The organism is Cyclobacteriaceae bacterium (assembly GCA_013141055.1).
GTDB lineage: Bacteria > Bacteroidota > Bacteroidia > Cytophagales > Cyclobacteriaceae > ELB16-189.
The window spans coordinates 2,091,461-2,116,993 of sequence record JABFRS010000001.1; the positions used below are offsets into that span (position 1 = coordinate 2,091,461).

At 40.5% G+C, this 25,533-nt stretch carries 19 protein-coding genes; 8 read left to right on the forward strand and 11 right to left on the reverse strand.

Annotated elements, in window-relative coordinates:
- Positions 1–100: 100 nt before the first annotated feature.
- On the forward strand, positions 101–1,135 hold the full coding sequence (locus HOP08_09445; protein ID NOT75139.1) for an MBL fold metallo-hydrolase: 1,035 nt from the start codon (positions 101–103) through the stop codon (positions 1,133–1,135).
- 5 nt (positions 1,136–1,140) lie between these two features.
- Here HOP08_09445 and HOP08_09450 read toward each other — a convergent pair whose 3' ends face one another.
- The 5 genes from HOP08_09450 to HOP08_09470 all read right to left on the reverse strand — a co-directional run bounded on the left by HOP08_09450 (position 1,141) and on the right by HOP08_09470 (position 7,635).
- On the reverse strand, positions 1,141–1,371 hold the full coding sequence (locus HOP08_09450; GenBank protein NOT75140.1) for a hypothetical protein: 231 nt from the start codon (positions 1,369–1,371) through the stop codon (positions 1,141–1,143).
- A gap of 76 nt (positions 1,372–1,447) precedes the next feature.
- Positions 1,448–4,501: an efflux RND transporter permease subunit gene (locus HOP08_09455; protein NOT75141.1), complete on the reverse strand. Its 3,054-nt coding sequence runs from the start codon at positions 4,499–4,501 to the stop codon at positions 1,448–1,450.
- Positions 4,502–4,535: 34 nt separating this feature from the next.
- Complete coding sequence (locus HOP08_09460; protein ID NOT75142.1) at positions 4,536–5,585, reverse strand: efflux RND transporter periplasmic adaptor subunit; 1,050 nt, start codon at positions 5,583–5,585, stop codon at positions 4,536–4,538.
- A 19-nt stretch (positions 5,586–5,604) separates the two neighbouring features.
- Positions 5,605–6,966, reverse strand: a complete 1,362-nt coding sequence (locus tag HOP08_09465) for a TolC family protein (GenBank protein NOT75143.1) — start codon at positions 6,964–6,966, stop codon at positions 5,605–5,607.
- 33 nt (positions 6,967–6,999) lie between these two features.
- Complete coding sequence (locus tag HOP08_09470) at positions 7,000–7,635, reverse strand: TetR/AcrR family transcriptional regulator (GenBank protein NOT75144.1); 636 nt, start codon at positions 7,633–7,635, stop codon at positions 7,000–7,002.
- 147 nt (positions 7,636–7,782) lie between these two features.
- Between HOP08_09470 and HOP08_09475 the strand changes: the two genes are divergently transcribed.
- The 4 genes from HOP08_09475 to HOP08_09490 all read left to right on the forward strand — a co-directional run bounded on the left by HOP08_09475 (position 7,783) and on the right by HOP08_09490 (position 12,905).
- Positions 7,783–9,390, forward strand: coding sequence for an FAD-binding protein (locus HOP08_09475; protein NOT75145.1), 1,608 nt, complete (start codon positions 7,783–7,785; stop codon positions 9,388–9,390).
- A gap of 134 nt (positions 9,391–9,524) precedes the next feature.
- Complete coding sequence (locus tag HOP08_09480) at positions 9,525–10,103, forward strand: RNA polymerase sigma-70 factor (GenBank protein NOT75146.1); 579 nt, start codon at positions 9,525–9,527, stop codon at positions 10,101–10,103.
- 1 nt (position 10,104) lies between these two features.
- Positions 10,105–11,115, forward strand: a complete 1,011-nt coding sequence (locus tag HOP08_09485; protein ID NOT75147.1) for a DUF4974 domain-containing protein — start codon at positions 10,105–10,107, stop codon at positions 11,113–11,115.
- An 8-nt stretch (positions 11,116–11,123) separates the two neighbouring features.
- A complete protein-coding gene (locus HOP08_09490) occupies positions 11,124–12,905 on the forward strand; it encodes a hypothetical protein (GenBank protein ID NOT75148.1) in 1,782 nt (593 codons plus the stop codon).
- Between the two features lie 9 nt (positions 12,906–12,914).
- On the opposite strand, the gene HOP08_09495 is transcribed toward HOP08_09490, so the two are convergent.
- Entirely contained in the window at positions 12,915–13,331 is a 417-nt protein-coding gene (locus tag HOP08_09495; GenBank protein NOT75149.1) for a DUF1801 domain-containing protein, read from the reverse strand.
- A gap of 49 nt (positions 13,332–13,380) precedes the next feature.
- Between HOP08_09495 and HOP08_09500 the strand changes: the two genes are divergently transcribed.
- Together HOP08_09500 and HOP08_09505 are read left to right on the forward strand one after the other, a co-directional pair.
- The gene (locus HOP08_09500) at positions 13,381–14,154 is read left to right on the forward strand and encodes a type III pantothenate kinase (GenBank protein NOT75150.1); all 774 of its coding nucleotides are present in this window, start codon (positions 13,381–13,383) and stop codon (positions 14,152–14,154) included.
- A gap of 106 nt (positions 14,155–14,260) precedes the next feature.
- Positions 14,261–14,812, forward strand: coding sequence for a hypothetical protein (locus HOP08_09505; GenBank protein NOT75151.1), 552 nt, complete (start codon positions 14,261–14,263; stop codon positions 14,810–14,812).
- Between the two features lie 64 nt (positions 14,813–14,876).
- Here HOP08_09505 and HOP08_09510 read toward each other — a convergent pair whose 3' ends face one another.
- Positions 14,877–17,828, reverse strand: a complete 2,952-nt coding sequence (locus HOP08_09510; protein ID NOT75152.1) for a hypothetical protein — start codon at positions 17,826–17,828, stop codon at positions 14,877–14,879.
- 81 nt (positions 17,829–17,909) lie between these two features.
- Positions 17,910–19,343 (reverse strand): aldehyde dehydrogenase family protein, encoded by a 1,434-nt coding sequence (locus HOP08_09515; protein ID NOT75153.1) that lies wholly within the window; start codon positions 19,341–19,343, stop codon positions 17,910–17,912.
- A gap of 126 nt (positions 19,344–19,469) precedes the next feature.
- On the opposite strand from HOP08_09515, the gene HOP08_09520 reads away from it, so the two are divergent.
- Positions 19,470–20,267 (forward strand): hypothetical protein, encoded by a 798-nt coding sequence (locus tag HOP08_09520; protein NOT75154.1) that lies wholly within the window; start codon positions 19,470–19,472, stop codon positions 20,265–20,267.
- Here the strand turns inward: HOP08_09520 and HOP08_09525 are convergent.
- From HOP08_09525 to HOP08_09535, 3 genes are all read right to left on the reverse strand, one after another.
- A complete protein-coding gene (locus HOP08_09525) occupies positions 20,264–20,980 on the reverse strand; it encodes an OmpA family protein (protein ID NOT75155.1) in 717 nt (238 codons plus the stop codon). The genes HOP08_09520 and HOP08_09525 overlap by 4 nt on opposite strands.
- 6 nt (positions 20,981–20,986) lie before the next feature.
- Positions 20,987–23,014: an OmpA family protein gene (locus tag HOP08_09530; GenBank protein NOT75156.1), complete on the reverse strand. Its 2,028-nt coding sequence runs from the start codon at positions 23,012–23,014 to the stop codon at positions 20,987–20,989.
- A gap of 133 nt (positions 23,015–23,147) precedes the next feature.
- Complete coding sequence (locus tag HOP08_09535) at positions 23,148–25,442, reverse strand: patatin (protein NOT75157.1); 2,295 nt, start codon at positions 25,440–25,442, stop codon at positions 23,148–23,150.
- Between the last annotated feature and the right edge of the window lie 91 nt (positions 25,443–25,533).

Sequence of the window (25,533 nt, forward strand, 5' to 3'; positions counted from 1 at the left end):
TTATACCCTTTGCTTCTAACAAAAAATTATAGAATGATCTGCAGAAGTTTGCAATAGAAAATGACGTAAATCGTCATAGTATTTATACTCCCATTTCTCCATGATCTATTTCCTTGTGTTTATCCTGTTTTGCTTCCTTTTCATTGTCTTGACAGGCTACTTCCTGTCTGGGCCAAAATATTCTGGTCCCGTCACGGATCACTTCGATGGTAAAAAATTTTTTACCCCTGGAGGCCGACCCGCGAAAGGTCTCTCAGATGTATTTGAATGGATGAGGAAAAGGAAAAGAACTCCATGGACAGAGAAAAAAGAAATTGGCGCAGGCAATAAACCTCCTGAACGAGTAGGTCGCGGAACCCGCATCACATTTGTAAATCATTCTACATTCCTGATCCAAACTGATGGAATCAATATCCTTACCGATCCTGTCTGGAGCGAACGTGTTAGTCCATTCTCATGGGCAGGGCCTAAAAGAATGAGACCACCTGGAATTCGAATTGAAGATCTTCCAAAAATTGATGTGATCTTATTAAGTCATAATCACTATGATCATCTCGATATTATGACGTTGAAGAAGCTTTCCAACCAGCATCATCCCAGGATCATAACGGCATTGGGTGTGAAAGCATTTCTTGATCAGCACAACTTTAAAGATGTCACTGATCTTGACTGGTGGCAGGAATTTTCATTTACGGAATCTATCAGGATTCAGGCTGTACCCGCGCAGCATTTTTCAAGTCGCGGAATGTTCGATCGAGACGCAACATTATGGTGTGGATTTGTCATTAACCGGCCTGGGGGAAATATTTACTTTGTTGGTGATACAGGTTACAACGAATTTATTTTTAAGGAGATCGGCGCCAGATGTAATCCCATCAACATTGCATTGATACCTATTGGAGCATATAAGCCTGAATGGTTTATGTCCCCTATCCATTGTTCACCAGAAGAGGCTGTCAAGATTCATCAGGAGATAAAGTCAGCACAAAGTATTGCCACACATTTTGGAACCTTCCCATTGGCGGATGATGGGGATGAAGAGCCTGTTAATGCTCTTGAGGTCGCTCTTCGTAATAACAATATTGCCAAAGAGGATTTTACTACAATGAAAGAGGGAGAAGGAAGAGATTTTTGATTTTCCTAAACAGGATAGCTCACTACAACTGTCTTCAACAGATCTTTAATTGTCGAGTCCTGGGTAATCGCTACTTCCGGTAACTGAATGTGAAGTCTTTGCTCTGTTTCAAACAGCACCCAATTCAATTCTGCAGCAGTTGCTCCCAATGATTTGAAATCTGTTTTACTGGTTAACTCCTTTTGATGGGTACTTAAAACATTTTGAAGCACCGAAATGACAACCTTGTTATACATAGATAGGGGGTTTATCGTTGCCTTACACAAGTCAAGTTTGCAATATTTCCCATCATAAGACGCGTTTTCCTTGATTTTATTTTGATTGTACGGTAATCCTTGGGGGAATTAGTTTGTAAACAACAGGCGTTACCACTCTTGAAAGCACTGTAGAACTGATCAATCCACCGATTAAAACGATTGCAAGCGGACTTATCAACGGGTTAGTGGAAATAGCGATTGGCATCAATCCTCCAATGGCAGTTAGTGAAGTTAGTATGATCGGAAGGAATCTAACTTCGCCTGCTTCCCTGATTGCGTCCTCCAAAGGTCGTCCCTGTTCCCTTAATTGGTTAGTGAAATCAACCAGCAAAATTGTGTTCTTAACTTCAATTCCTGCCAAAGCAATCATCCCAACAATGGCAATGAATGATAAAGAATTTCCTGTTACCAGTAATGCAAGAACCGCCCCTACCATCCCCAGTGGAATAACAGATAGTACAATCAAGGTGCTTTTAAAAGTTCCGAACTCAAGGATCAATACTGCGATGAAAAGAAAAACAGTAATGATGATAACACTCATAAAGCCGCCGAAAGATTCATTGCGGGATTCCAGCTCACCACCCATTTCATAAGTATAGCCTGCCGGCAGTTTAAGTGCATTCATTTTTGTGATCACATTCTTTGTAACGTTATCGCTCAGATATCCTTTTTTAACAAAAGCACTTACAGATACAATTCTCGTTTTATCGTAATGATCAATTTTTATCGGTGAGGATTCGAAGCCAAGCTGTGCTACTTGCTTCAGGGGAATCGCCTGTCCGGCAGAATTATTGATATAAAGATTTTCCAGAACATCCAGCGTCGGATGCTCTTCCTTTGCTTTTGTAACAACAATCTCATAATCATCGCCATCCTCATCGGAGAATTGACCCGCGTTAAGTCCTGAAATAGCAAGCCTTACCGTACGATCAATGCTGACCGTTGGAATTCCTAACATCCTTGCTTTATCCTTGTTGATCTTCAATCGTATGTCAGACTTTAAATGAGTCACAGGATTGTTGATGTAGATAGTTCCTTCTGTCTTTGTTAATAAATTTTCAACGGAAGCCGCCAATGTTCTCAGCGTATCCAGATTTTCACCAAACAGTCTGACCTCCACCGGAGCTACGATAGGTGGTCCCTGTTCAAAATTCTTAACTTCAACTTTAGCATCGGGATAAGGAGTCCATTTTTTTCTAAGTTCTTCAATGATTGCGAGCTTCGTTTCAGGCTTTGTATCTTCTTTGAGCTGCACAAAAATTTGCGAATAGTCTGTGCGTTCATTCTCTGGAATAACATTGTAATATATCCGGGGATTTCCCTTTCCAACATTTGTGGCAAAGTATTTTACTTCGGCATGTTTCTTTAGTTCTGATTCAATCTTCTTTGTCACATCATTGGTATAATTAAGATTCGACTGAAGAGGCGTGGTCACTTCTACAAGAAATTGCGGTTTTTCTGAAGCTGGGAAAAGGCTAAACCCAATCACTGGAAACAATTGAAGAGATCCTATGAAAATTGCCAACGCAACAGCAATAGTAACATATGGTCTTGCCAAAGCTCTCTCAAGGATTGGACCATAACTTCCGTGAATGACTTTCTTCAGTGCACGCATGAACATGTTGCCGTCAGGATGTCCAGTATGTTCTTTCAATAAACGACTTGATAAGAATGGAATGATAGTAAGCGACACCAGAAGTGATGCAAGAACACATGTTATGACACCCATTGGCAGACTGCGTATAAATTCTCCAGCTGCTTCCGGAAGAAACACCAAAGGCATAAAAGAAATGATCAACGTGACGGTGCATCCTAAAACTGCCATCCCAATTTGCTTTGTTCCTTTTAGAGTAGCGTCCATTCGTGAATGTCCTTCTCTCATCCATCGTTCAATGTTCTCAACGACCACAATACTGTCATCCACCAGAAGTCCAAGGGCCACTACCAACCCGACAATACTCAACTGATTTAAATTAAATCCCAGTACATTCATCAGTGTGATTCCAATCGCGAGTGAAAGTGGAATGGATATCATTACAATCAAGGCCGCGCGCTGACCTAATGGCAATAGTGTAAAGGCAACCAAAAGAATTGCAATAATAAAATCTACACCCAATCCACTGAGACGTGTGTTGACATTATTCGCCTGATCAAAATGATGAACAAGATCAATGTTGGATGGTAATGTTTTTTTGAATTTTTCAATTACTGGTAAATACTGAAGCTGTGTTTTTGAAATATTTTCTCCGGGCTTCTGGGCGGCAACTATAAATACACATCGATGTCCATTGAGTCGTGTAATGTGCTTCTCTTCAGAATAATCGAAGTAGACATTTGCAACATCCTGAAGCAAAACATTTTTTCCATTGATCGAATAAATAACGGTTGATTTTATCTCATTGATGTCAGTGTAATTTCCGCTAGTTTTTATATTGAACGATTTGTTTCCCGCATCAACACTTCCTCCCGGAATGTTAGCGATTTCACTTTGAATACTCCCCGTGACCGCATCTAATGGAATGCGCATGGATGCCATCTTCTCCAATTGGAGATCAACTCTGACTATTGGATCGGGCAAACCAAATATTTTAACTCTCTTAAGTGTATTGATTTTTTCAAGTTCATCCTGAAGATTTTCTGCGCTTTCACGAAGTTTATCTCTCGTCGCATTTTCTGAAACAAGTGCCAGCTGGATTACATTTACATCAGAGGGCAGTACCTTTCTAACCTCCACACTGCTAATATCTTTGGGCAGTTCATCACGTAGAGAATTCACTTCACGAACAAGCTCCTGATACTTTTCCTCAAGATTGCTTTCATACTTATATTCAACGAACAACACCACAACACCATCGCTAATGTTGGTTTTTACCCGCTTTATACCCTCCAGGCTTGTTACTTTTCGTTCTATGGGTTCCGCCACCAGTTCTTCCATATCCTTGGGACTGGTCCCCGGATAGATCACAACTATTGGAAATTGTGGCGCGTGAATTTCCGGATCCTCAGAGCGAGGCATATTTAAAATCGTAGTCACACCCAACGCAATGATCATTAAAAAGATCACGAGTGTGAATTGATAATTCTTTACTGCGTATTCGGATATTTTCATAAGGACTAACTTAAAATTGAAGAGGAGTCAAGTGTTACTCGATAATGCGAATAGCAGAATTATCAGTGAGGTAAGCGCTACCAGAAATGATCAGTGACTTTGCTTTTTCAAGTCCGGAGGTTATCTGCACATGATCTCTTGAGATGCTTCCTAAAATAACCTTAACCTTTTTTGCTGACTTGTTATCTTCTGTGATAAAAACATACCCATGCTGTGCATCGCTATCCAGTAAAGCATCAAATGGGATTATCCAGGATTCACTCGTGCGGGAAGGTGTGATACTTGCCTTTCCAAACATTCCGGTAGCAAAAGAATGAGCCGGCTTTTCATTGATCGTCAGTTCTAATGTGAATGATCCGGATTGTGGATCTGTTCCTTCAGACTTGCGAGTCACTATCGCAGTAAACGATTCATCAGGAAATGCATCAATCGAAACTCTTGCGATATCTTTTAGGGAAATAGATGACCAATCCCTATCACCTACTCCACAACGAACAATCCAGCCCCCTTTCTTCGCACCGTTGGTAAGCAATACTGCTGATCCCGAACTGATCACCTGTCCTTCGCTGACAAATTTTTTCAAAACATATCCATCAGAAAGAGCACGTATCTCTGAAAAACTTCTGTTGAACTGCGCCGTTTCGAGTTGCTTTTGTGCAATGGAAAATCCTGTCTGACTATTCTGGAATTGCTCCAGAGTGACAACGCTGTCTTTATAAAGTTTTGAGAACCGATTAAAATCACGTTGCGCTTTTTCAAATGCCAGCGTTGCCTGAGCAACGGTTGCATTGATCTCTGTCAGATCCAATGTTGCAAGTAATTGGCCTTTGCGGATGGCATCTCCTTCTCTTACGTTGATCGAACGAATTACACCGCCTGGCTTAAAGGAAAGATAGGTTTCATCATCGGTTGTTAACTGACCTGAGACCTGAATCACTGGTTGAACACTGCTTTTAGCAAGAGTCATCACCTTTACTGGAATTATATTACTGACATCCTCTTGTTGAACTTCAGTCTTCTTTCCACAAGCCTGAGCAAGAATGGCAACAATTGTTAAAGGGAGTATAAAGTTTTTCATAGTCATGAATTTTATTCTGAATGTTTTAATTAATAGCATAGCTCGCAGTTTCTCGTTCATATTGAGCTGCTGCTGAAAGCACACGATACCTGCTGATTGAAACCTGAAGCTGCGCTTGTGTTAATTGATTGCGTGCATCGATGGCTTCAATAAACGTATTGACTCCTTCTTTGTATCCCTTGTCAATTAACTTCTGGTAGCTGGTGGCCGCTTCCTCCTGCTTTTTAGCCGATTGATAATTCTGATGAGCAGTGTACAAATTATTCTTAGCTGCCTGTGCGCTTAGATTGATCTGCTGTGCATTGTTTGAGAATCCAAGTTGGGCTGATTTCAAATCAAGACTCGTCATCTTTGACTTATTCCGATTTCTGTTGGCTGCGAATATGGGTACGTCTAACTGTACACCTAGAAGATAATACCGCGAAGCACTACTCACTTTCCAGTCTTGCGCCTGAGAGCCAAGATCAAGAAAGCCATTTACCTTTGGTACCCAAAAAAGCTTATTCATTTTTACAATGTTGTTGCTTAGGGAAATACTTTCTCGCAGCATCTTTAACTCTTCCCGGTTTTGAGTAGAAAGCGAATCACTAACCGTAAGGTTTAGTTTTGAAAATTCCTCCTGAGCATCAAGCGTTGCCTGAACAACCTCATTGCTTTTGCGATTCAATAAAAAGTTGAAGTACAGCTGTGCATTCTGGACTTGTCTTTCCGCATCTGATTTTTGAGCGCTCGTTGTTTCAATTTCACTTTGAGATCTTAAAATGTAGGCCGGAAGTCCTTTACCATTTTCAAGCAAAGATTCATTCACACGTTTCCCCTCTTCTCCACGCTTCAGGGCACTTTCGTAAATTCTGATTGCTTCGTTAGCACTTAGATAATTAAAGTATGCAACCTTGATATTCTTAATGAGTTCACGTTTATAGATGTCTGCCTCAAATTCCTGAAGCACTACCTGCTGTTGCGAAATCTTTCTGTTGTAAATAAGGTCTGTGTTGATAATCGATACAGTGGTGTGAACCTTCGCATCATAAAAATTATAAGGAAAAAAATTCTGGTTTACATTTTCAATCTGAGGAAATGCATCACTGCCTGTCAGTTGATTAAGTGTAGAATAAACAGGATTCAAAAGATCCCCTACCGGAATAGCAATACTTCTTCCTCCATTGCCACTTGTGTAGTTGCCCTGTAAACCAACTGTTGGTGTGAAGTAACTATTTGCAATGCGTAGAGACAGCATCGCCTTCTCCAAAGCAATATTTCTTTGCTTTAAAACGATATTATTTGCCAATCCCTCTCTGATGTATTCCTCCAGAACAGTTTGGGACCTGACATTCTGGGCTAATACCAGGAAAAAGGCGATTAATAAGGTACTGATAACTGTTTTCATAATGAACAGTGTTTATTGATTAGGTAAATTTTTTTACTTGAGTCGTTCCAGCATGGAGATAAAGGTGTTCATTGTATGATCAGTGACCTGATTAATGTTCGCCATTTCCGTCTTTACCTGACGTACATGATCAAGGTGACCACTCGTGCGAAGAGAGGCAAGACCATGAACGGTTGACCATACCAAAAACGAAAATCCATTCGGTTCAAAGTTCCGGAAGTATCCATTGTTCTGACATGCTATAACGGTTTCCAACAAATAACGGAATGCGTCATCTCCTTCGTCCCAGCATAGCGTAAGATCAAGTTCAAGCACCTCCAAAGGTTCATGCATAACAAACATAAGCTGATAAAAATCAGGGTTTTCAGAGGCAAAATTGATATAAACGTGACCCATTGCCTTTAATCGCTCAAACGGATCAGAGACATTTTCCAATGTTTTAAAGGCTGCTACCAACATCCTGAAACCCTCTTTATGAAGAGCATAAAACACTTCATTCTTATCTTTAAAATGGAGGTAAATGGTTGCGGGACTGTATTCAATCTTCTCAGCAATATTTCTCATCGAAGTTGCTTCATATCCCTTTTCAAGAAACAATTCCTTAGCCGCTTTTAAGATTGTCTCCTTCAGATCTTCCTTGTGCCGCTGCTTTCTGTCTTCGATTCCCATAACTTTGAACGTGTACGTAAAATTACTAAACAGTGTTCAGTAAATATTCGGTTTTTTCAAAAAAATTTGAAATGGCTCGTTTTGAGCTCAAATGACGGTTCTTCCTGTATGGGATGTCGGATGTATATTTAAATTCTTCTTGGAAGCATGACATACGACTACATAATTGTTGGAGCTGGTTCGGCAGGTTGTGTTCTGGCAAACCGCTTAACCGAGGATCCGTCCAAAACCGTTTTGCTGCTCGAGGCTGGTGGTAAAGACAATCATCCGTTCATTCAATTGCCCGGAGCTTACATGAAATTGCATCACAGTTCTATTGACTGGAATTGCTATTACACAGAACCACAGGCAAATCTTGCCAATCGGAAGATCTATCACCCAAGAGGAAAAGTATTAGGTGGATCAAGTTCTACCAATGCAATGGCATACATCCGTGGACAGAAAGAAGATTACGATCATTGGAATTCACTTGGTTGCAAAGGTTGGAGTTATAGCGAAGTGTTACCCTATTTCAAAAAATCAGAGAACAACGAACAGTTTGAAAATGATTTTCATAGCAAAGGCGGACCTTTAAACATAACACAGGCTTACTGGCACCACACTGTTCTTGGCAAAGCATTTATTGACGCTTGCGCTGAAAAAGGTATTCTTCTGAATAACGATGTGAATGGAGCATCTCAGGAAGGTGCAGGATGGTTTCAGTATACGATGAAGGATTCCAGGAGGATGAGTGCTGCCAGAGCTTTCCTGACTCCTATCGTTCATCGAAAAAATCTTACGATCATAACAAGAGCGATCTGCAAGCGCATCATTATTGAAAATGATAGTGCAAAGGGAATTGAATTCATGAACGATCAAAGCAATACGCTTGTCGCGAGAGCAAAAAGAGAAGTCATTCTGAGTGCAGGCGCCTTTGAGTCTCCTAAATTGCTCTTGCTTTCTGGAATAGGTCCGAAAAATGAGTTAAAAGAGCTTGGAATCGAGCATAAAAGAGATCTTCCTGGAGTGGGAAAGAATCTTCATGATCATTTGTTTTACCCTGTCAGCAGCCTTTGCAACAAGCCCATCAGTAACAATCATTATCTTCCTTTACACCGACAGGCGATTGAGATCATAAAATATCTTTTCACAAAGAGCGGTCCTTTATCCATTGGACCATTGGAAGCAGTTGCTTTTTTAAAGTCTTCGGAAGAGATCGCTACTCCTGATCTTCAGTTTCAATTCACACCAACCAATTCAGGTGTGGAGAAAGTTGCCGACATGTATGATCTTGATTCTTTCACACGAATGGATGGTTATACTATTCTTCCTACTCAAGTTCGCCCTTTAAGTCGTGGATACGTAAGCTTGTGGAGTGCTAATCCGACTGAGGCGCCCATCACTCAACCTAATTATCTTTCAGAATCTGAAGATGTTAAGGTTCTAATCGCCGGAGGTAGAAAAGCAATGGAAGTATTGGAAGCATCCTCATTTGATTCATTTCGAATAAGGACTCACTTGCCTGCTCTTCATTCCTCTGATGATGACTGGCTTCGATACATCGAACAATCAGCAGAATGTGTTTATCATCCGGTTGGAACCTGCAAAATGGGAGTCGATGAAATGGCGGTGGTAGATCCTAAGCTTCGTGTTTATGGAATAGAAAATCTTCGCGTCGTTGATGCGTCCATTATGCCTCGCATTTCAAGTGGAAATACAAACGCTCCTACCATTATGATCGCCGAAAAGGCAAGCGATCTGATTCAAAACCGCTAATCCTTTGCCCGATTAATGAAAAAAGTTAGGCCCCAAAAATTCTCTCTTAGGCTAACTAGGGGGAATAAGCTTTTAAGTTGTCATAACCTCAGAAGCCCAAAACCGTAAATTGCACTGTATTTCAACCAAAAGCAGTGGATTTACTCGAGCAACAGGTATTTACCGCGTTACAGGAGGGCAACGAAAGTGCTTTTGAGATGCTATTTAAGACCTATTATAAGCCGTTATGCAATTATGCCTATTCCTTTCTTAATGACAGGGATGAGGCTGAGGAGGTTGTTCAATCTGCTTTTATAGGTATCTGGGACAAAAGAAATTCTATTGAAATACAAACTTCCATGAAGTCTTACCTGTATCGTATGGTCCGCAACGCCTGCCTTAATGTGATCAAGCATGTTAAGGTAAAGAAGGTGCATGCCAAATACGAAATGGCCGGTGGTGAACCCGTGCATGAAGAAGTAGGGCAAGCTGTACTGGCGTTAGAACTTGAACAAAAAATATACGAAGCGATGAAAGCATTGCCTGAACAATGCAGAATTGTTTTTCAATTAAGCCGCTTTGAAGAATTAAAGTATGCTGAGATCGCTGAACAACTCAGTATTTCAGTAAAGACTGTAGAGAATCATATGGGGAAAGCGCTTAAGATCATGCGCAGTCAGCTCAAGGATTATTTGCCGTTATTATTAATATTTATGAAGGACTGGGTCGAATAACTTGGAAAGAGACATTAACGATATCGATGATTTGATTGGAAAGGTTTTGGCTGACGAAGCCAGTGCTGATGAACAGTCACGCCTTACCGCATGGCTTCAGATCAGTGCTGAAAATCAAAAGTACTTTGATCAGGTAAAAAAGATTTTTGATACCGCCGCATCCAATACGGTTCAATTAAATTTCGATGCAGATGCTGCCTGGAAAAAGGTTCAAAGCAAACTGCATGAATCCAGATCTGATAATCATATGTTCTTAATGCAGGGTTCAAGAAATTATAAACTTCTTAGAATTGCTGCTAGTGTCATACTCCTGTTGGGTGTAGGAATTTTTGGATATCAGTTTCTCTATTCTCCACCCTCACAAACTTTCGAATTTGTTTCGGATGCTACTACAGCTCAGGATACTCTTCCTGATGGAAGTACCGCGTTCCTCAATAAAAAATCATCTATCAGTTATGAGTATGCTCCTCAAGAAAAAATCCGCAAGGTAAAATTGAAGGGTGAGGGATTCTTTGAAGTTAAACATGAGGAAGAAAAACCTTTCGTTATTGAGGCTGAAGAAGTGCTTGTGCGTGATATTGGTACTTCTTTCAATGTAAAGGCTTATCCTGAAAGTGATACTGTGGTTGTAACTGTAAAAACAGGTGAGGTTCAGATTTATACTTTAAAAGACGAAGGTCTTGACCTTAAAATGGGGGAGACCGGTATTTACAATAAGCGTTTAAAAGAGTTTACGCGTCTTGAAAAGATTGATACCAACGTGCTTTCTTATAAAACCCGGATATTCAGTTTCAATAATACGGATCTGAAATCTGTAATCTCCAAGATCAGTGAGGTTTACAACATAAAAATAAAGCTTGACAACCCTGCTCTGAATACCTGTCTCATAACTGTTAATTTCCATGGTGAATCAATTGAAACCATTGTCGATGTCATTGCTGAGACACTGAAGCTTAAGGTTTCAAAAAATGATAAGGAGTTTGTTCTAACTGGCACTGCCTGCAATCAGTAATTACCGTGATGAAACAGGTTTTTCTTGCTTGGGTGTTCTTGCTGATTTTTTCTTCACTCTATGCGCAGAAAGTTCCTATTCTGGAAAGAAAATTAACGGTGAGCTTTTCTGAAGAAAAAATTCCAGCTACCCTTTCCCGCATTGCACAAGAAGGAAAATTTTCATTTTCTTATAATTCCTCCATCATTTCTAATGATCAAACTGTCACATTAACTGCGTCAAATAAAACTGTGAGAGAAATTCTCAATGAGATCTTCAAAGGAGGAATGGACTATAAAGAGAAAAGTAATCATCTTATTCTTACAAAGGTCATTGTTAAACCACAACCGTCTACCATTGCCGTTATCATCAGTGGATATGTTGAAGATGCTGTAACAAAAGAAAGAATCGCTGATGTTAGCGTCTACGATAAAAAATCCGTCACCTCCGTCATCACAGATGAGTATGGTTATTTCAAGATGAAACTTGATAAAAAAGATCAGACGGCTTCAATTGCGGTTAGTAAGCGCGACTATCGGGATACGCTGGTGACCATCACAGCGCCCGGCAATCAATATCTCAATATTTTGATTGAGCCATTAGGAAAAGATTCGTTGATCGTTCAGGCTACTACATCTCCTAAAGATTCCATAAAAGAAGAACTCGCGATGCCCTACAATGATGAACCTAATGTCAGAAACATCAGCGATACACTTTACAGCGATATTCAAATTTCACTCTTACCCTTTCTTGGTTCGAATGGATCACTCAGCGGAAACGTCATCAATAATTACTCAATCAATATGCTGGGCGGTTATTCAATGGGAACGCGTCAGATAGAGTTGGGGTTTTTCGCCAACATTGATCGTGGTGATGTAAGCTGGCTTCAGATTGCTGGTCTCGGAAACCTGGTAGGAGGAAATGTTTACGGTGTGCAGGCCTCCGGATTTTTTAATGTGAATGGTGGTGAGACCAAAGCGGCGCAGTTGACAGGATTTGGAAATGTAAACTTTCACGATTTCAAAGGTGTCCAGGTAGCAGGATTCGGCAATGTCAATCTCTCGTCAGCGGATGGAGTGCAGGTAGCAGGATTTGCCAATCTTGTTAATGGTCCATCACACGGAGTACAGGTAGCGGGTTTTGCCAACTTACAAACCAGCAGATACATCGGTCCTCAGATTGCAGGCTTCAGCAACATTGCTACGGACCACATTACAGGTTCACAAATCTCTGCGTTCTTTAACTATGGAAAAAAAGTAAGCGGAACGCAAATTGGTTTATTTAATGTCGCGGATAGCTTAAGCGGAGTTCCGATCGGTCTTGTAAGCATTGTGAAAAGCGGATACCACAAACTGGAAGTGTCTGCTGACGAGATTTTTTATACTAACGTAGCTTTCAGAACGGGAGCACAAAAATTCTATAACATTATCCTTGCGGGAATAAAACCAGAACACACTATCAACAGCACAAACGTATGGACATTTGGTTATGGAATCGGAACAGCACCAAAGTTAACACGCTGGCTTCAGTTGAATGCAGATATAACTTCACAACATGTAAGCAAAGGAGATTTCACCAGTGAACTCAGTCTTCTCAATAAGGTGCATCTTGGATTGGATTTTCGTCTGGCAAGAAAGTTTTCAATCTATGGCGGCGTGACTTTGAATGGATACCTGACAAATTCATCTTACACAGACTATCCAGCACTGTTCAGCAATTTTTCGCCATCCATCATCAACGATCACACGTATGGCAGTGGAACTAATCTAAAAATGTGGTGGGGAGCAAAAGTCGGACTGAGATTTTTCTAATCTCATTGATCAGAGTTTCCTGGGTTTCTTAAATCTCTGATCAATTGCATCTGCTTCAAACAGCAACGCCCGGATCTGATCATCATTAATATCACTCAGTTTTTTGAAATACATGCAATAAACCTGTTTCCTGTTTTCCTTCTGAAGAAGTCCTTCATCGTTAGCCATGAGATTGCCCTGGCAAAACCCAAGCGTTACGCCTTTCTTATCATGTGCTTCCTTTGTCTTTTCCATACCTTCAAATAATGATGGTGGCCAAATGAAACATATCATGCGATGGTGTTTGTAAAATGGGACATTAAAAGAATAGTAGCCCTTCTCTTCAGCCCCTGGCAGACACTCTTTCACAAGTAACCGAAGACGCTTAACAATCATCTTTTCATTCTTCGGCAGGTCTTCCACGATTTCGTCAACCGATTTTCTCATATGTGCCAGGCGGACAGTAATGTTTTGCGAATTTAATTATCTTTCCCGCATGCTAATTGCGTTTGACATTGGAAATAGTGATATCACGATGGGTTTGTGGAATGGCACAGACTGGCAGGTGTGGAGAATTCCTTCCCGCACCGATCAACCAGAGCTTTTCTATGGAATAAAAATCCGTGACTCTCTCCTTGAGGCAAATGTCTCCATTGATAATATTGACATCATTGTCATAAGCAGCGTTGTTCCTGGATTGACAGACAAAATAAAAAATGTAGTTCGTTCTCTCTTCAAAAGAGAACCCATCATTCTTGGACCTGCTGTTTATGATAAGCTTCCGCTTGAGGTATTGAATCCTTTTGAGATTGGATCTGATTTAGTTTCCAACGCAATGGCAGCGTTTTCCAAATTTAAACAAACCTGCATCGTAGTAGATTTCGGCACTGCATTGACATTCACCACTGTTTCCGGCGAAGGAAAAATATTGGGAGTTTCAATCGTACCAGGATTGCGTACTGCCGTGCGGGCCCTGTCTCAAAATACTGCCAAACTTTTCGACGTTCCATTAGAAATGCCAACTTCAGCATTGGGTCGAAATACAGTAACTGCTATTCAGTCAGGAATTGTCATTGGATATGAGGGGCTGGTTAAAAGCGTGGTTCTGGCGATCCGAAAGGAATTAAAAACAGAGTGTCCTGCCGTCGCCACTGGTGGATTATCATTCGTCATTACGTCTTTGAAAGGATTTTTCCATACGGTAGATCCTCAACTTACACTCGATGGCCTGAGAATTATTGGAGAAATTCTAAGTGAAAAGAAAAGCTGATCGAAACTATGTGTTAACGGTTTCGTTATAGCGCCAGACACATTTCTAAGGGAGTTTTAAATTATCCTTACCTTCGGTAATCATTATCCACTCAAACTCAAATCAAGTGAAAATTAAAACAGCTTGCTTAATATTTGTTTGGTCTCTTCTGCTTTATTCCTGCAAGGAAGTTTCTTTTCGTGAACCACAGCCTGTGGGCGTTCCTGCACTTAAAGAAGTTCCTAAGGCGTTGCAAGGTCGTTATGTGGGAATCGATGAAGACGGAAAAGAAACCGATACTGTTATTGTTGAATCCTGGGGCTATCATATCAAGGATACTGATGACAATGATTGGCTGGGTCGCGGGGTGATAAGTGATTCCCTGGTTATTAAGTATTTTGAGGATTATTGCTTTGTGAACTTCCGTTCCGGAGATCAGTGGGTGCTGAGAGTTATTAAACAAAAACCCAGCGGAGATATTCAGTTCTTATCCATCAATGTATCTGATGATAAGAAAAGAAAAGATATTCTTAAAAAACTTAACAAAAAGAAACTTACGGTTAAAGAAATTGAACGCAAGGACGATACGTATTATCAGATCAACCCCACTAAAGAACAGTTAGTTCAATTACTCAAAGAAGGATTTTTTACCGGTGGCGATCTGTCGAGAATGAAATAATTCAATATTAAAAGATTGAGAATAAAGAAGATCACCGCTTCTTTATTCTCAACTTCAAAACCTTCTACGGTTTCTTTTTTAACAGGCTCTTCAGTTTCATCAATTGATTTACCGGATCTGCTGCCTTTTTAGTTGTGTCTTGCGCGGCTGCTTTGGTTGTGTCTGTCGTCTTCTTTCCATTCAAAAGATCTTTAACAACATCTTCAGGTTTCTTTCCTTCGATAATCTTTTGAGCAGCATCTTTTGCTTTTTCCTGGGCGGCTTTGGTTACCGCTTCCTTGATTTGTGCCTTCTGTTCTGCGGCTATCAATTTCGTTTTGGGATCTTTAAACGTTCCACCAACACCAATAGTAACCGGTATCTTGTCAGTGGCATTGTTACTACCGGTATACTGATTGATAAACCCTTGAAGTTGTGCACCCATCTGACCTGCGGGAACCATCATTTTCAAAGAATAGTCAATCGATTGATCAAGGCCGGTACTACCCGTGATGGTAGTAGCATAGTCACCGAATTTCACATCAAATGGCTTTACGCTGAACCGGCCGTTTGAAATATTGGCTGACATCAGTACATCTTTCAATGAAACCTGGTCTGTGTTGTTAAGTTTCGTCAGGCTTGTAATTCCCGATACAAGTTTTGATTGCGTTAATGAAGCTTCAGCAACTTTAATAAGACCATCCATGTTTACCGTCCCCATGTTCGGCATCATATTTTTATTGAGTTCTCCATTGATCTTAAAGTTCGTTGAGAATAAACCATTGACCATTCCGGCAATCGGTGCATAGGTTTTTATGATAGAGAATGAGGCCGCCGCTTTCTGAATGGAAAGGCTCTCTATTTTCACATCCATATCATACTTGGGATGCTTGATATCATTCGCATTGTATGTTCCACTCATCGCAAATGCGCCACCCAGCATGTTGAATTTCAGTCCATTTAAATTCGCGATGCCATCCTTCAAGATCACGTCTCCGCTTGCATTGGTAATTGTGTAGTCCATCATCCTTACTTCGCTAACGGTTGACTTCATTATGAAGTCAATATTTTTAGGAATCGGAATCACACCGAATGAAGTGGTATCTGTTGTTGCCGGGGTACCGCTATCTGTCATAAATTCGTTTAGATCAAAAAGTTTTGAATTAAAATTCACAGAACCTTTGATCGTTTCATTACTCAGTACATAAGCAATGTAATTTGTTACCACTCCTGTTACATTGAAATCACTTTTACCAACCGTACCATTCAATTTGGTCAACTCAATCTTTTGTGGATTGAATGAGGCGTCTGCTTCCGACAGTGTTACTTGTGGAAGATCCTTTGCAACATACTTGAATGCACGAAGAGATGCTGTTCCGCTTGTTGGAAGCTTGTCATATCTCTTTGCTGTCACATCAGACATCTTTCCTTTTGTCTGAATATCTGCTTTCACTTTTCCTGCGATGGTCATGCCTTCCAAAGGGAAGATCTTCGTCATCTTTTCAAGGTCTACTCCACCATTTGCTTTTAAGTCCCATGTATAGTCATCAAGATTCTGCAGAAGTAAACTAGCGGTTAGCTTTTCTCCATCCAGCAACATTGAAAAATCATTCACCGCGATGAATGTCTCTGCCATTCTTCCAGAAGTGTTCTTGATCGTGGCTGACATTTTTAGATTCTCCAGAGGTAATGGAAACTTGGAAGATTTAACATATCCGTCAGACAGTGCCATTGAAACATCCATTGCAGGAATAATCTTCCTAATGCTGTCATACACTCCTTTTGCAGAGGCATCCACAGAATAAAACCCTTTCATTTCAAGACCATCCATTGGAAACATTTTGCTCAATTCAGCGAGATTGAGTTTTGCTTTCAGATTTCCATCCATACGATAGTCGCGAAGGTTTTCAATCAGAATTCGTGCATCGATCGGATTAGATCCGAAATCGAGGTGAAGTTTTTTCAGGTCGACCATTGTATTATTGATGACTCCATCCTTGTTATCGACCAGTAAGTCCATATTGATGTTGTTGACCGCTGTTGGAAGGTCAGGATATTTAAACATTGCATCCTTGACTTTCAAATCAAGATTGAATGCTGGCATTTGCTTATCACTGTATGTTCCCTTCACGAACCCCGAGAATGCGAGATCACCCTTAGTTTCAATACTTTTAAAATCCTTGGTGTACATCCCTGGTACCAGGGAGAGAAGACTTTTAAATGTATTTTCAGGGCTCTTAAATGTTATGTCCATTCCAAAGTTGTCAGGATTCATCTTGAACCAACCATCAAATCCCATTACAAAGTCGTTGATCTTTGCTGAGTTCTCTTTGAACGTATACTTCGTTATGTTTTCGCTGATGGAAATTACGGCGTCAATCTCAGCTCGCTTATTTGTAAGGAATTGCATTTCTCCCATGGAGGTGTTCACTGTATCTGCTACTGTGTGAGTTCTTAAATCAAAAACATCCTGAGTAAAATCTCCACTGCCCGTGTGATTGAGACCCTTAATAGATAAGAAGTAAGGAATGGATTTGTCATCATAAACAACTGAGCCATTTTGAATTTCCCAATGATCAATTCCAAAAGAATATTTAGACGGCTCCTCTGCGGTTTGAACTGTATCTTTTGATGGAACGGCTATGTCGTAATTGGCACGACCATCAGGCAAAACCTTCACACTGATCTGAGGCTTCACAAGAGTTATTCCTTTGAGGCGCATTTGATCCCCGAAGAGAACATCCATAAGATTAAGTTCTATCTCAAGACGATCTACCACGAAGAGATGTTCTCCTTCAAACGGAGCCCGGTTGAATACTCCAAGTTCTTTGATCTCTGCTGTGATGTTGGGGAAATGTCTGAAAACAGACAGGCTAAAGTTGTCTACCTCGAATACCACATCAGCGTTTACATTTTCTGCAATTGCCTTGTCGATCGCTGCTTTTATATCATCTTTAAAAACCACCGGCAAAATCATTGCCGCACCAATGAGGACTACAAAAAAAATTGCCAATCCAATCAGAATCTTCTTCACCATACATTAAAATTTTTGAGATACAACGAACCGTAAAATTACAAAATCCTGCTCCAACAGTTCGTTTACAAGATTAAGATCGGGTTAAAACCACCTCAACAGGATGTCAACGATCTTTTTCATCTTCTGTGTATATGGGGGGTGCAGTAAATAGGGTGCTGACCATCCACTTTTTTGCCTGAGAATAGGTTTTTCATTTGAAAATGCCATGAAGCCAAAATACCCATGGGATTTCCCGATGCCACTATTGTTGACCCCGCCAAACGGAAGATTAGGGTGAGTAAACTGTAAAATGCATTCGTTGATGCAGACACCTCCTGCAGAAGTATTTTGAAGAACAAACTCTCTGAAGTCATTCTTCTGACTGAAAATATAGAGCGCCAGAGGCTTTGGTCTGCTATTCACTTGCTGCACAACCTCATCCCTGCTTTTGAAAGTGATTACCGGAAGGATTGGACCGAATATTTCTTCTTCAAGGATTTTTGAATCTGATGACAGATTGGAAAGAATAACCGGAGGAATAAAATTGGATGATGCATTGATTGATCCCATCATGTCTGGCGTTGCTCCTTTTTCAACTGCGTCTTTTAACAAATCATTGATTCGTTGGAAATGCCGTGCATTGACAATGCGTGCATAATTCGGAGAGCTTTCACTTACAAGTTTACCCTCTCCAAAAAGTGCTTCAATTTCTTTCTTTAACTTATCAATGAATTTTTTCTGAATCGATTCTTCAATCAGAATATAGTCAGGAGCAATACACGTTTGTCCATTGTTAAGGAATTTACCAAAAGCAATTCGCTTTGCCGCATCATTCAGATTAGCAGAAGCATCAATGATCGTTGGTGATTTTCCTCCGAGTTCCAGAGTAACGGAGGTAAGATTTTGTGAGGCTGCCTTCATGACTACCTTTCCAACCGAAGGACTTCCGGTAAAGAAAATGTGATCAAAAGGAAATTCAAGCAGTGTTTGCGAAACTTCCGCTCCTCCCTCAACAACTGTAACAATATCTTCTTCAAATATTTCTCCCATCATAGCTTTCAATAGCCTTGACGTTGATGGAGTCATCTCTGAAGGTTTGATGATCACTGTATTTCCGGCTGCAAGACAAGATACCAGCGGGCCTACGCATAGATTGAATGGGAAATTCCAGGGAGCAATGATGAGGCAGACTCCTTTTGGTTCATATCTGATCTCAGCGCGTGTTCCAATGTATGATAGCGTCGCATCAATTTTCTTTGGTCGCGACCATTCTTCGATGTGTTTAAGAGTGTGTCTTATTTCCGTCAGTACAGGATAGATCTCTGTTGTATCAACTTCAAGTAATGGCTTGTTGAAATCTGCATGAACGGATTCCTTGATCCTTTCGCGATTAGTATTAATCCATTTTTCAAGCTTGACGAGCCTGCTGGTTCGCTCTTTCAAAGGCTCTTTTCTAAGCAAAAAACTCTTTGACCGCTGTCTTTCAAAAGCCAGCTTAAGGGGTAACAAGGCAGTCTTTTCAGTGGTGATTTCCATCTTTTTAGCTCTAATCCATTAAAAATAGCCGTTTTAGAAACACCACCCTAATGTTACGCCAATGTTAAGAACATTGCATATATGTTACCTGTGTGTTAAGTTTATTATGTATTTGTTAACAGAGGGGTGAAGAAGCTCATTATTATATTGTTGGTACTGGCAGGTTTTGCAGCGCAATCGCAGAACAATCTTGATGCTTTTCTTGCGACAAATGATGTTGATCAGTCTATAAGCGAAGAGGCAAAACTCAAAGTTCATTCCTTTGTTGCTACTCTTTCCAATGCTGGCCTGTCAGAAGAAAAACTTTTGCATAGGGCTTTTCAAAAAGCACACAGCACTTTCTTAAAAAAGTATGAAGCATACGCTGACTTCAAGGAAATTTTTACAACAGGACGTTACGATTGCCTGACTGCAACTGCATTATTCAGCAACATCCTTGATGGACTTGATTTCTCTTACGAGGTGATAGAGACTAATTATCATATTTTCCTTATCGTTCACACTACAAAGGGAGAGGTGCTTTTGGAAACCACTGATCGCTGGGGTGGTTTTATCACACACAAAGAAGAAATAACAAAACGCATAGGAGAATACCATAACAACAAAATTATTACGGCAAGCAACGGCAAATCACAATACGCTTACAGTTTCAAATTGTATCAATCTGTATCACCGGAAAAACTTTCAGCTCTTTTGTACTTCAATCAGGCAGTGAAAGCTTACAATCGCCGTGACTTGCTGGCGGGCTGCGTTGCTCTTGAAAAATCTGCCGCCTTATATAATTCACCACGCTGCGGTGAATTGGGAGCTCTGCTGTTGAATAGCGTTCTTGAATTATCTGATGACGAAAAGAGAAAGACGATTTGCATCAATCATCTTCGTAATGTTCAGATTAAGAAACTTTTAATTCTGGCTTCTAACTAGTTTTCGAGAATACGGGCCTCTACTCTTCTGTTGAGCTTATGAGCTTCTTCTGTATTTTCTTTGCTGATCGGTGAGGTTCCTCCAAATGCTTTTGTTTTAACTCTGCCTTTGGAAACGCCTTTGGAAAGGAGGTAATTTCTTACCGCATCCACGCGCTGTTGAGAAAGCTTAAGATTCAGTTTTGCGTCACCACGTGTATCAGTGTGTCCTTCCAGCTGAATCACCATTTTAGGATTTGAATGGAGCATTTGAGCTACTGTATTCAATTCGGGATATGATTCAGGGGTGATGATGGCAGAACGCTGTTGAAAGATAAGCGCATCGAGGCGCATAACTTTTCCAACGGTGTGAGTAGTCTCTGCTGTAGCGGCCGCAGATACGGGAAGTCCCAGGGCAACATCCTGAACAACTTTTCGCTCTGCATTAGCGGAAGCAGGATCCAGCATGTATTTAGCTGGCGAAAAGCCAGGAGCCTCTACTGTGATCTCATACTTCTCATTGTTGTACATCGGAAAAGAAAAGCTACTCCCGTTGATCATCCCAACAAGATTTCCATATGGAAGGCTTTCATAAGATATCTTGGCCGAAACAGGTTCCTTCGTATTGCTATTGAAAATACTTCCTGTTGCAAAAACAACCGTATCCTTTTGCTGTCCAAAAGATGCAATTGAGATAATTGCACTCAGCAAAATCAGCACATTAACTTTTTTCATTTACAATTAAAGTTTAATGATCTTAAATTCTACACGTCTGTTTTTCTTACGACCTTCTTTAGTGTCGTTGTTATCAATAGGTTTTGTTTCTCCATAAGGAATGGTAGTGATACGTCCACTATCAATTCCTTTTTCTGTCAAGTACTTGGAAACTGCATTTGCGCGCCATCCTGATAATGTCAGGTTCCAATCTTCAGGACCAGTCGCATCAGCGTGTCCTGAAATCTCAACAGTCATGCTTGTTTTTTCCTTCATCAATTGCACCAATCTGTTCAATTCAGGGAAAGATGAATCTTTCAGAACTGCTTTGTTAACGTCAAAGAAGATATTGTTCAGAACAATGCTTGCATCAGGAGCAATCTCAGCAACTCCAATCGGTGCAAGCTGGAAATTCTGTACTTCAACAGCGCCATCCTTTGTCACGTTTGTCAGATCCAGGTTCTGGCTTTCAGACAAATGGCCTTCTGCTTCCGCGCGAACTCCGTACTTCTGTCCTGCTGGCAAATGAATTTCATACTCTCCTGTTTCAGGATTTGAATAGACGACACCAACTTCTTTTCCGTCAGGAAGTCTTTCATAAATAATTTTTGCACCAACAGGCTTACCTGTTTTGCTATCGATGAGTTTGCCTTTTACAATAACAATTGTTTCAGGGCTTTTATAAACAGGCAGCTTTACGCGAAAGATATCGGCATTGTCCGGAGTGATGCCACGGGAATAATATGCAAACTCACTTGCTGAAGGAATGTTAAAGAACAGATCGTCAAGCTTGGAGTTAATGTCTGGTCCCATGTTGAGGGGCTCTGACCAGTTTGTCCAGGTGTCATCCAGGCGTGTGGTAACATACACATCAGATCCCCCGAAACCACTAAATCCATTGGAAGAAAAGTATAAGGTCTTGTCATCAGCAGCCAGAAAGGGAGCGGACTCTTCATTCGCAGTATTGACAACGCTTCCAAGATTCAAAGGCTCTGACCAGACACTATCTTTCTTTTGGAAGCTTACATAAAGATCTCTTCCTCCTTTTGAATCCTCACGTTCAACAGACATGATCAATGTCTTTTTGGTATTCGCCAGAAAGTAATTTGCTCTCTCATTAAAATTATAATCGTTCTCAATATTCATTGCCATCGGCTTTGTCCAGTTACCATTAATGTTGGTACTCATGGATACACCTGCCAGCATTTTTCCATTTGGAAGATATTTATTTCCAAGAATCAGGACAGACTGGCCATCGGGTGTAGACGCAATCGCATTGACAAAGTTTGGTCCTTCATTGTTAAACTTAGGTCCCATATTTTTTGCAAGGGTCCACTTTCCATCAGATCCCAATTCAGAAAACCAAATGTCTTCTTTATCATTTACACCACCCATGTTTTCAGGATGGTTTGATCTTGAGAAGTAAAGTGTTTTGCCATCGGTAGAAAGCAACGGGTTCAACTCACTAAAATCACTATTTACATTCTTGTCCAGTTTTTCAATGATGAGTCCTTTGCTTAGTAACTCTGGAATGGAGATGTCTGCAATGATTGGATAATTTGAATCAGTGATAGCAACTGCGTCAATGGAGAAATAATCATTTAATGCTTCTCCATCAAATTCAAGTTTTATTGCTGCTACTTTATAAGGAGTCTTTTCAACAATCACATTTAGCATCCGGGCCTTTTGAGGTTTCGGTCCTGGGTTGATGCTTCTCAACAAATGCTCGGTACCATTTTCTTCGTATGCATATATTTTAAAAACCGCACTTGGATTATGGGATTCAGCAATGGCTATCTGTACAATCTGCATTGGCTTGGCATATCCAAGCTTCAGAAATTCCTGACGACGTGGTTTATCGGGTGTCCAGGCATTTGGATTCTGACCTCCTTCTGGTAAAACATTTGGTTTGCCAAGTGCTTGCTGCGCTGAGTATTGAACAGGGGTCAATTCCGATGAGAATTCTATCACTTTCGAAGCCCATTGGACTACTTGAGCATTTCCCTGGAGGGAGCAAAATATATATACCAGGAACGGGATTAGGTATCTCTTCATGCGGAAATAGGAATGAGGGTGTAATTGAAAGGTTAAACTTAATTAAAATTTTAAAAAACTTAACCTTTCATTAATGGCTGCGGCCATTTTCAGGCTTAAAACATCACTTCTGGTGGTGGCGAAATGGAGTTTCTTACTCCATTGAGGTTTTATTGAACAATAAGAATCCAATATGCAGCAGAACTCCGACCTGATTTCTTGGGTCATCATAGTAATTGACGCTTAAACTGATCGGGCCGATCGTCGAATGCATAACCAATCCGGCAGTACCAGCAAAGTATATTTTGGTGATCTCATCATTGAGAACAGGGTTCTGATTTTCGCCTTTTGAAATAGACTCCAACGGCTTGAAAAGATAACCTTCTAATCGGAAGTCAAGATTTTTTCTCACCGAGAAAACATTTCTCCAGCCACCAGCCACAAAGTTGAAGGCACGAAAATTCTGAAGCAGCAGTATGCGGCTATCCTGTATTGGGAAAAAGCCAGGGGCATTGATGATCGTTCCCTGATAATTTGCAAACACAGGCTGATTGGAAAAATTTGCGTGCAGATAATATCCCGAACTATAGAATCCTTTTCTGAAGTATTGCTCCATTCGTAAAGATCCTCTTACCCAAAGTCTTCGGGTGTCTTCAATAGGTGAATTTCGAAGTACTGAAGTTGTTCCCGGCGTAAGGCTTTCGTTCACATCAAACCAATCAATTCCAAAATCATAAGCTTTTCCTGTTGAAGCATATTGCTTTCTGTTAAGTGTGTTTGTCGATAAGTGAAATCCAAATCGTGCGCCAATCAATTTCAATACATCAAGGGTATCAGTAGAGATAAGAATATCTGTATCGATGTATTGATCAGTATTATTAATGTAGTTGGCATTTGCAGATGCCTTGAATCTTTTGCCAACAGGCATACCTATGCTAACACCCACCTTGCGATCAATACGATCAAGGATTGTTGAGTTTGATTTTTTTACGATGATATCACTACTCTCAGTAAAATTCCAGTCATTGAAAGTTGCTTCCGGCTCAATATAGAATTGTCCAAAATTGGGGAAATCAAGTCTGGCCTTTAGTTGTGCTGATTTATAAAAACTTCCGGTATAAAAATTCGCACTGGCATGAGTAAGTATCCGGTTGAAGTAGTAATAGTTCAAACCAAGAAAAATGTTGCTGATGTTTCTTGTTGCAATGACGCCACCGAAGTCAACCTGAAAATTATTGTTAGGTCTTCTTGCCAGTTGAAAATTAAAACGACGCGTATCCGGATTAAATGAAAAGCTTGGATAGATATTTCTGAAGTAGTCTTCCGATACCAGTCTGTAGTAACCGGATTTTACATCACTGAAGTAAAGAGGTCTTTGCCCGCTTTTAAAGAAATTATTGATATAACGTTTTTGTGAAGAGTTAAATCCACCCATGACAATATTGTCCACCAGCAGGGGACTCGTACGGTTATTGAATTTGTTTCTCGCTGCCGCAACATCTTCACATGCTCTTTGTCTTGCAATCTTTGCCTTGATCTCAGGCATCAGTCGCATCGTCTCAGCATAACCACTATCAATGAGTGCTTTTGCTTTTTTGAAATCGAAGCTGGTAAACGATTTAAGATTGGGTTGGATATAAATTCCCGTAGCAGGAACATCATTCGGATTTGACTTATCCAACAAAAGATAAAGCAGCGATTTAGAAATCAGTTTGTCGTCTTCGTCCTTAGGATACTCATCATAGATCTTACTGGATACGTTACATCCAATCACTACTTCGGGATTAAATTCCTTTTGAGCCACATCGACAGGGAAATTATTATAAACGCCACCATCAAACAGATACTGACCATCAACGCGAATGGGATTATAGAAAAACGGAACTGTCTGCGTTGCGCGAAGAGCATCTCCCAGAGATCCCCCTTTAAGAATTACTTCATGCTGAGTGAATATTTCTGCCGCGACCAGCCGGAGAGGAACAAACAGGCTGTCAAAATTACCTTTTGCAATAGCGGAAGGCTGGGCCATCTTCTCTGCCATTGCAAAATTCAGAGAGATATCATTGGCGAGACTACTGTTTAAGTTAAAGTTAAAAGTCGAGTCGAGTGACAGATTCAGTTTGACAAAGGAAGGATGAACGTCGTTCTTGTTGTAGTAGTAATTGTATCCGTCTTCAAGTTGACCGTTGATCCATCTTAGAAGATTATCATTGAGCATTGTCTGCTCGATTTGCTCAGGACTCATCCCTGCCGCATAACATCCTGCGATGATACCACCCATCGAAGTCCCCACAACATAATCAATAGGGATATCATTTTCTTCCAAAGCCTTGAGCATTCCGATGTGAGCGATGCCTTTTGCTGCACCTCCACTCATCACCACTGCTACCTTTTGGGCTTCAACAGAAAGGGAGAATAAAAACAATAAACCAACCAGGAGTCTCCTCATTGTTTTGGGTTATGCGAACAACCCATAATTGAATAGGCTATTAATATATAAAGACAAACTTATATACGGGAAGTCGTATCTGAGTAAATTC

Coding starts and splice junctions, on each gene's coding strand:
- HOP08_09445 (NOT75139.1), top strand. CDS start 101: ATGATCTATTTCCTTGTGTTTATCCTGTTTTGCTTCCTTTTCATTGTC.
- HOP08_09450 (NOT75140.1), bottom strand. CDS start 1,371: ATGTATAACAAGGTTGTCATTTCGGTGCTTCAAAATGTTTTAAGTACC.
- HOP08_09455 (NOT75141.1), bottom strand. CDS start 4,501: ATGAAAATATCCGAATACGCAGTAAAGAATTATCAATTCACACTCGTG.
- HOP08_09460 (NOT75142.1), bottom strand. CDS start 5,585: ATGACTATGAAAAACTTTATACTCCCTTTAACAATTGTTGCCATTCTT.
- HOP08_09465 (NOT75143.1), bottom strand. CDS start 6,966: ATGAAAACAGTTATCAGTACCTTATTAATCGCCTTTTTCCTGGTATTA.
- HOP08_09470 (NOT75144.1), bottom strand. CDS start 7,635: ATGGGAATCGAAGACAGAAAGCAGCGGCACAAGGAAGATCTGAAGGAG.
- HOP08_09475 (NOT75145.1), top strand. CDS start 7,783: ATGACATACGACTACATAATTGTTGGAGCTGGTTCGGCAGGTTGTGTT.
- HOP08_09490 (NOT75148.1), top strand. CDS start 11,124: ATGAAACAGGTTTTTCTTGCTTGGGTGTTCTTGCTGATTTTTTCTTCA.
- HOP08_09495 (NOT75149.1), bottom strand. CDS start 13,331: ATGAGAAAATCGGTTGACGAAATCGTGGAAGACCTGCCGAAGAATGAA.
- HOP08_09500 (NOT75150.1), top strand. CDS start 13,381: ATGCTAATTGCGTTTGACATTGGAAATAGTGATATCACGATGGGTTTG.
- HOP08_09510 (NOT75152.1), bottom strand. CDS start 17,828: ATGGTGAAGAAGATTCTGATTGGATTGGCAATTTTTTTTGTAGTCCTC.
- HOP08_09515 (NOT75153.1), bottom strand. CDS start 19,343: ATGGAAATCACCACTGAAAAGACTGCCTTGTTACCCCTTAAGCTGGCT.
- HOP08_09525 (NOT75155.1), bottom strand. CDS start 20,980: ATGAAAAAAGTTAATGTGCTGATTTTGCTGAGTGCAATTATCTCAATT.
- HOP08_09530 (NOT75156.1), bottom strand. CDS start 23,014: ATGAAGAGATACCTAATCCCGTTCCTGGTATATATATTTTGCTCCCTC.
- HOP08_09535 (NOT75157.1), bottom strand. CDS start 25,442: ATGAGGAGACTCCTGGTTGGTTTATTGTTTTTATTCTCCCTTTCTGTT.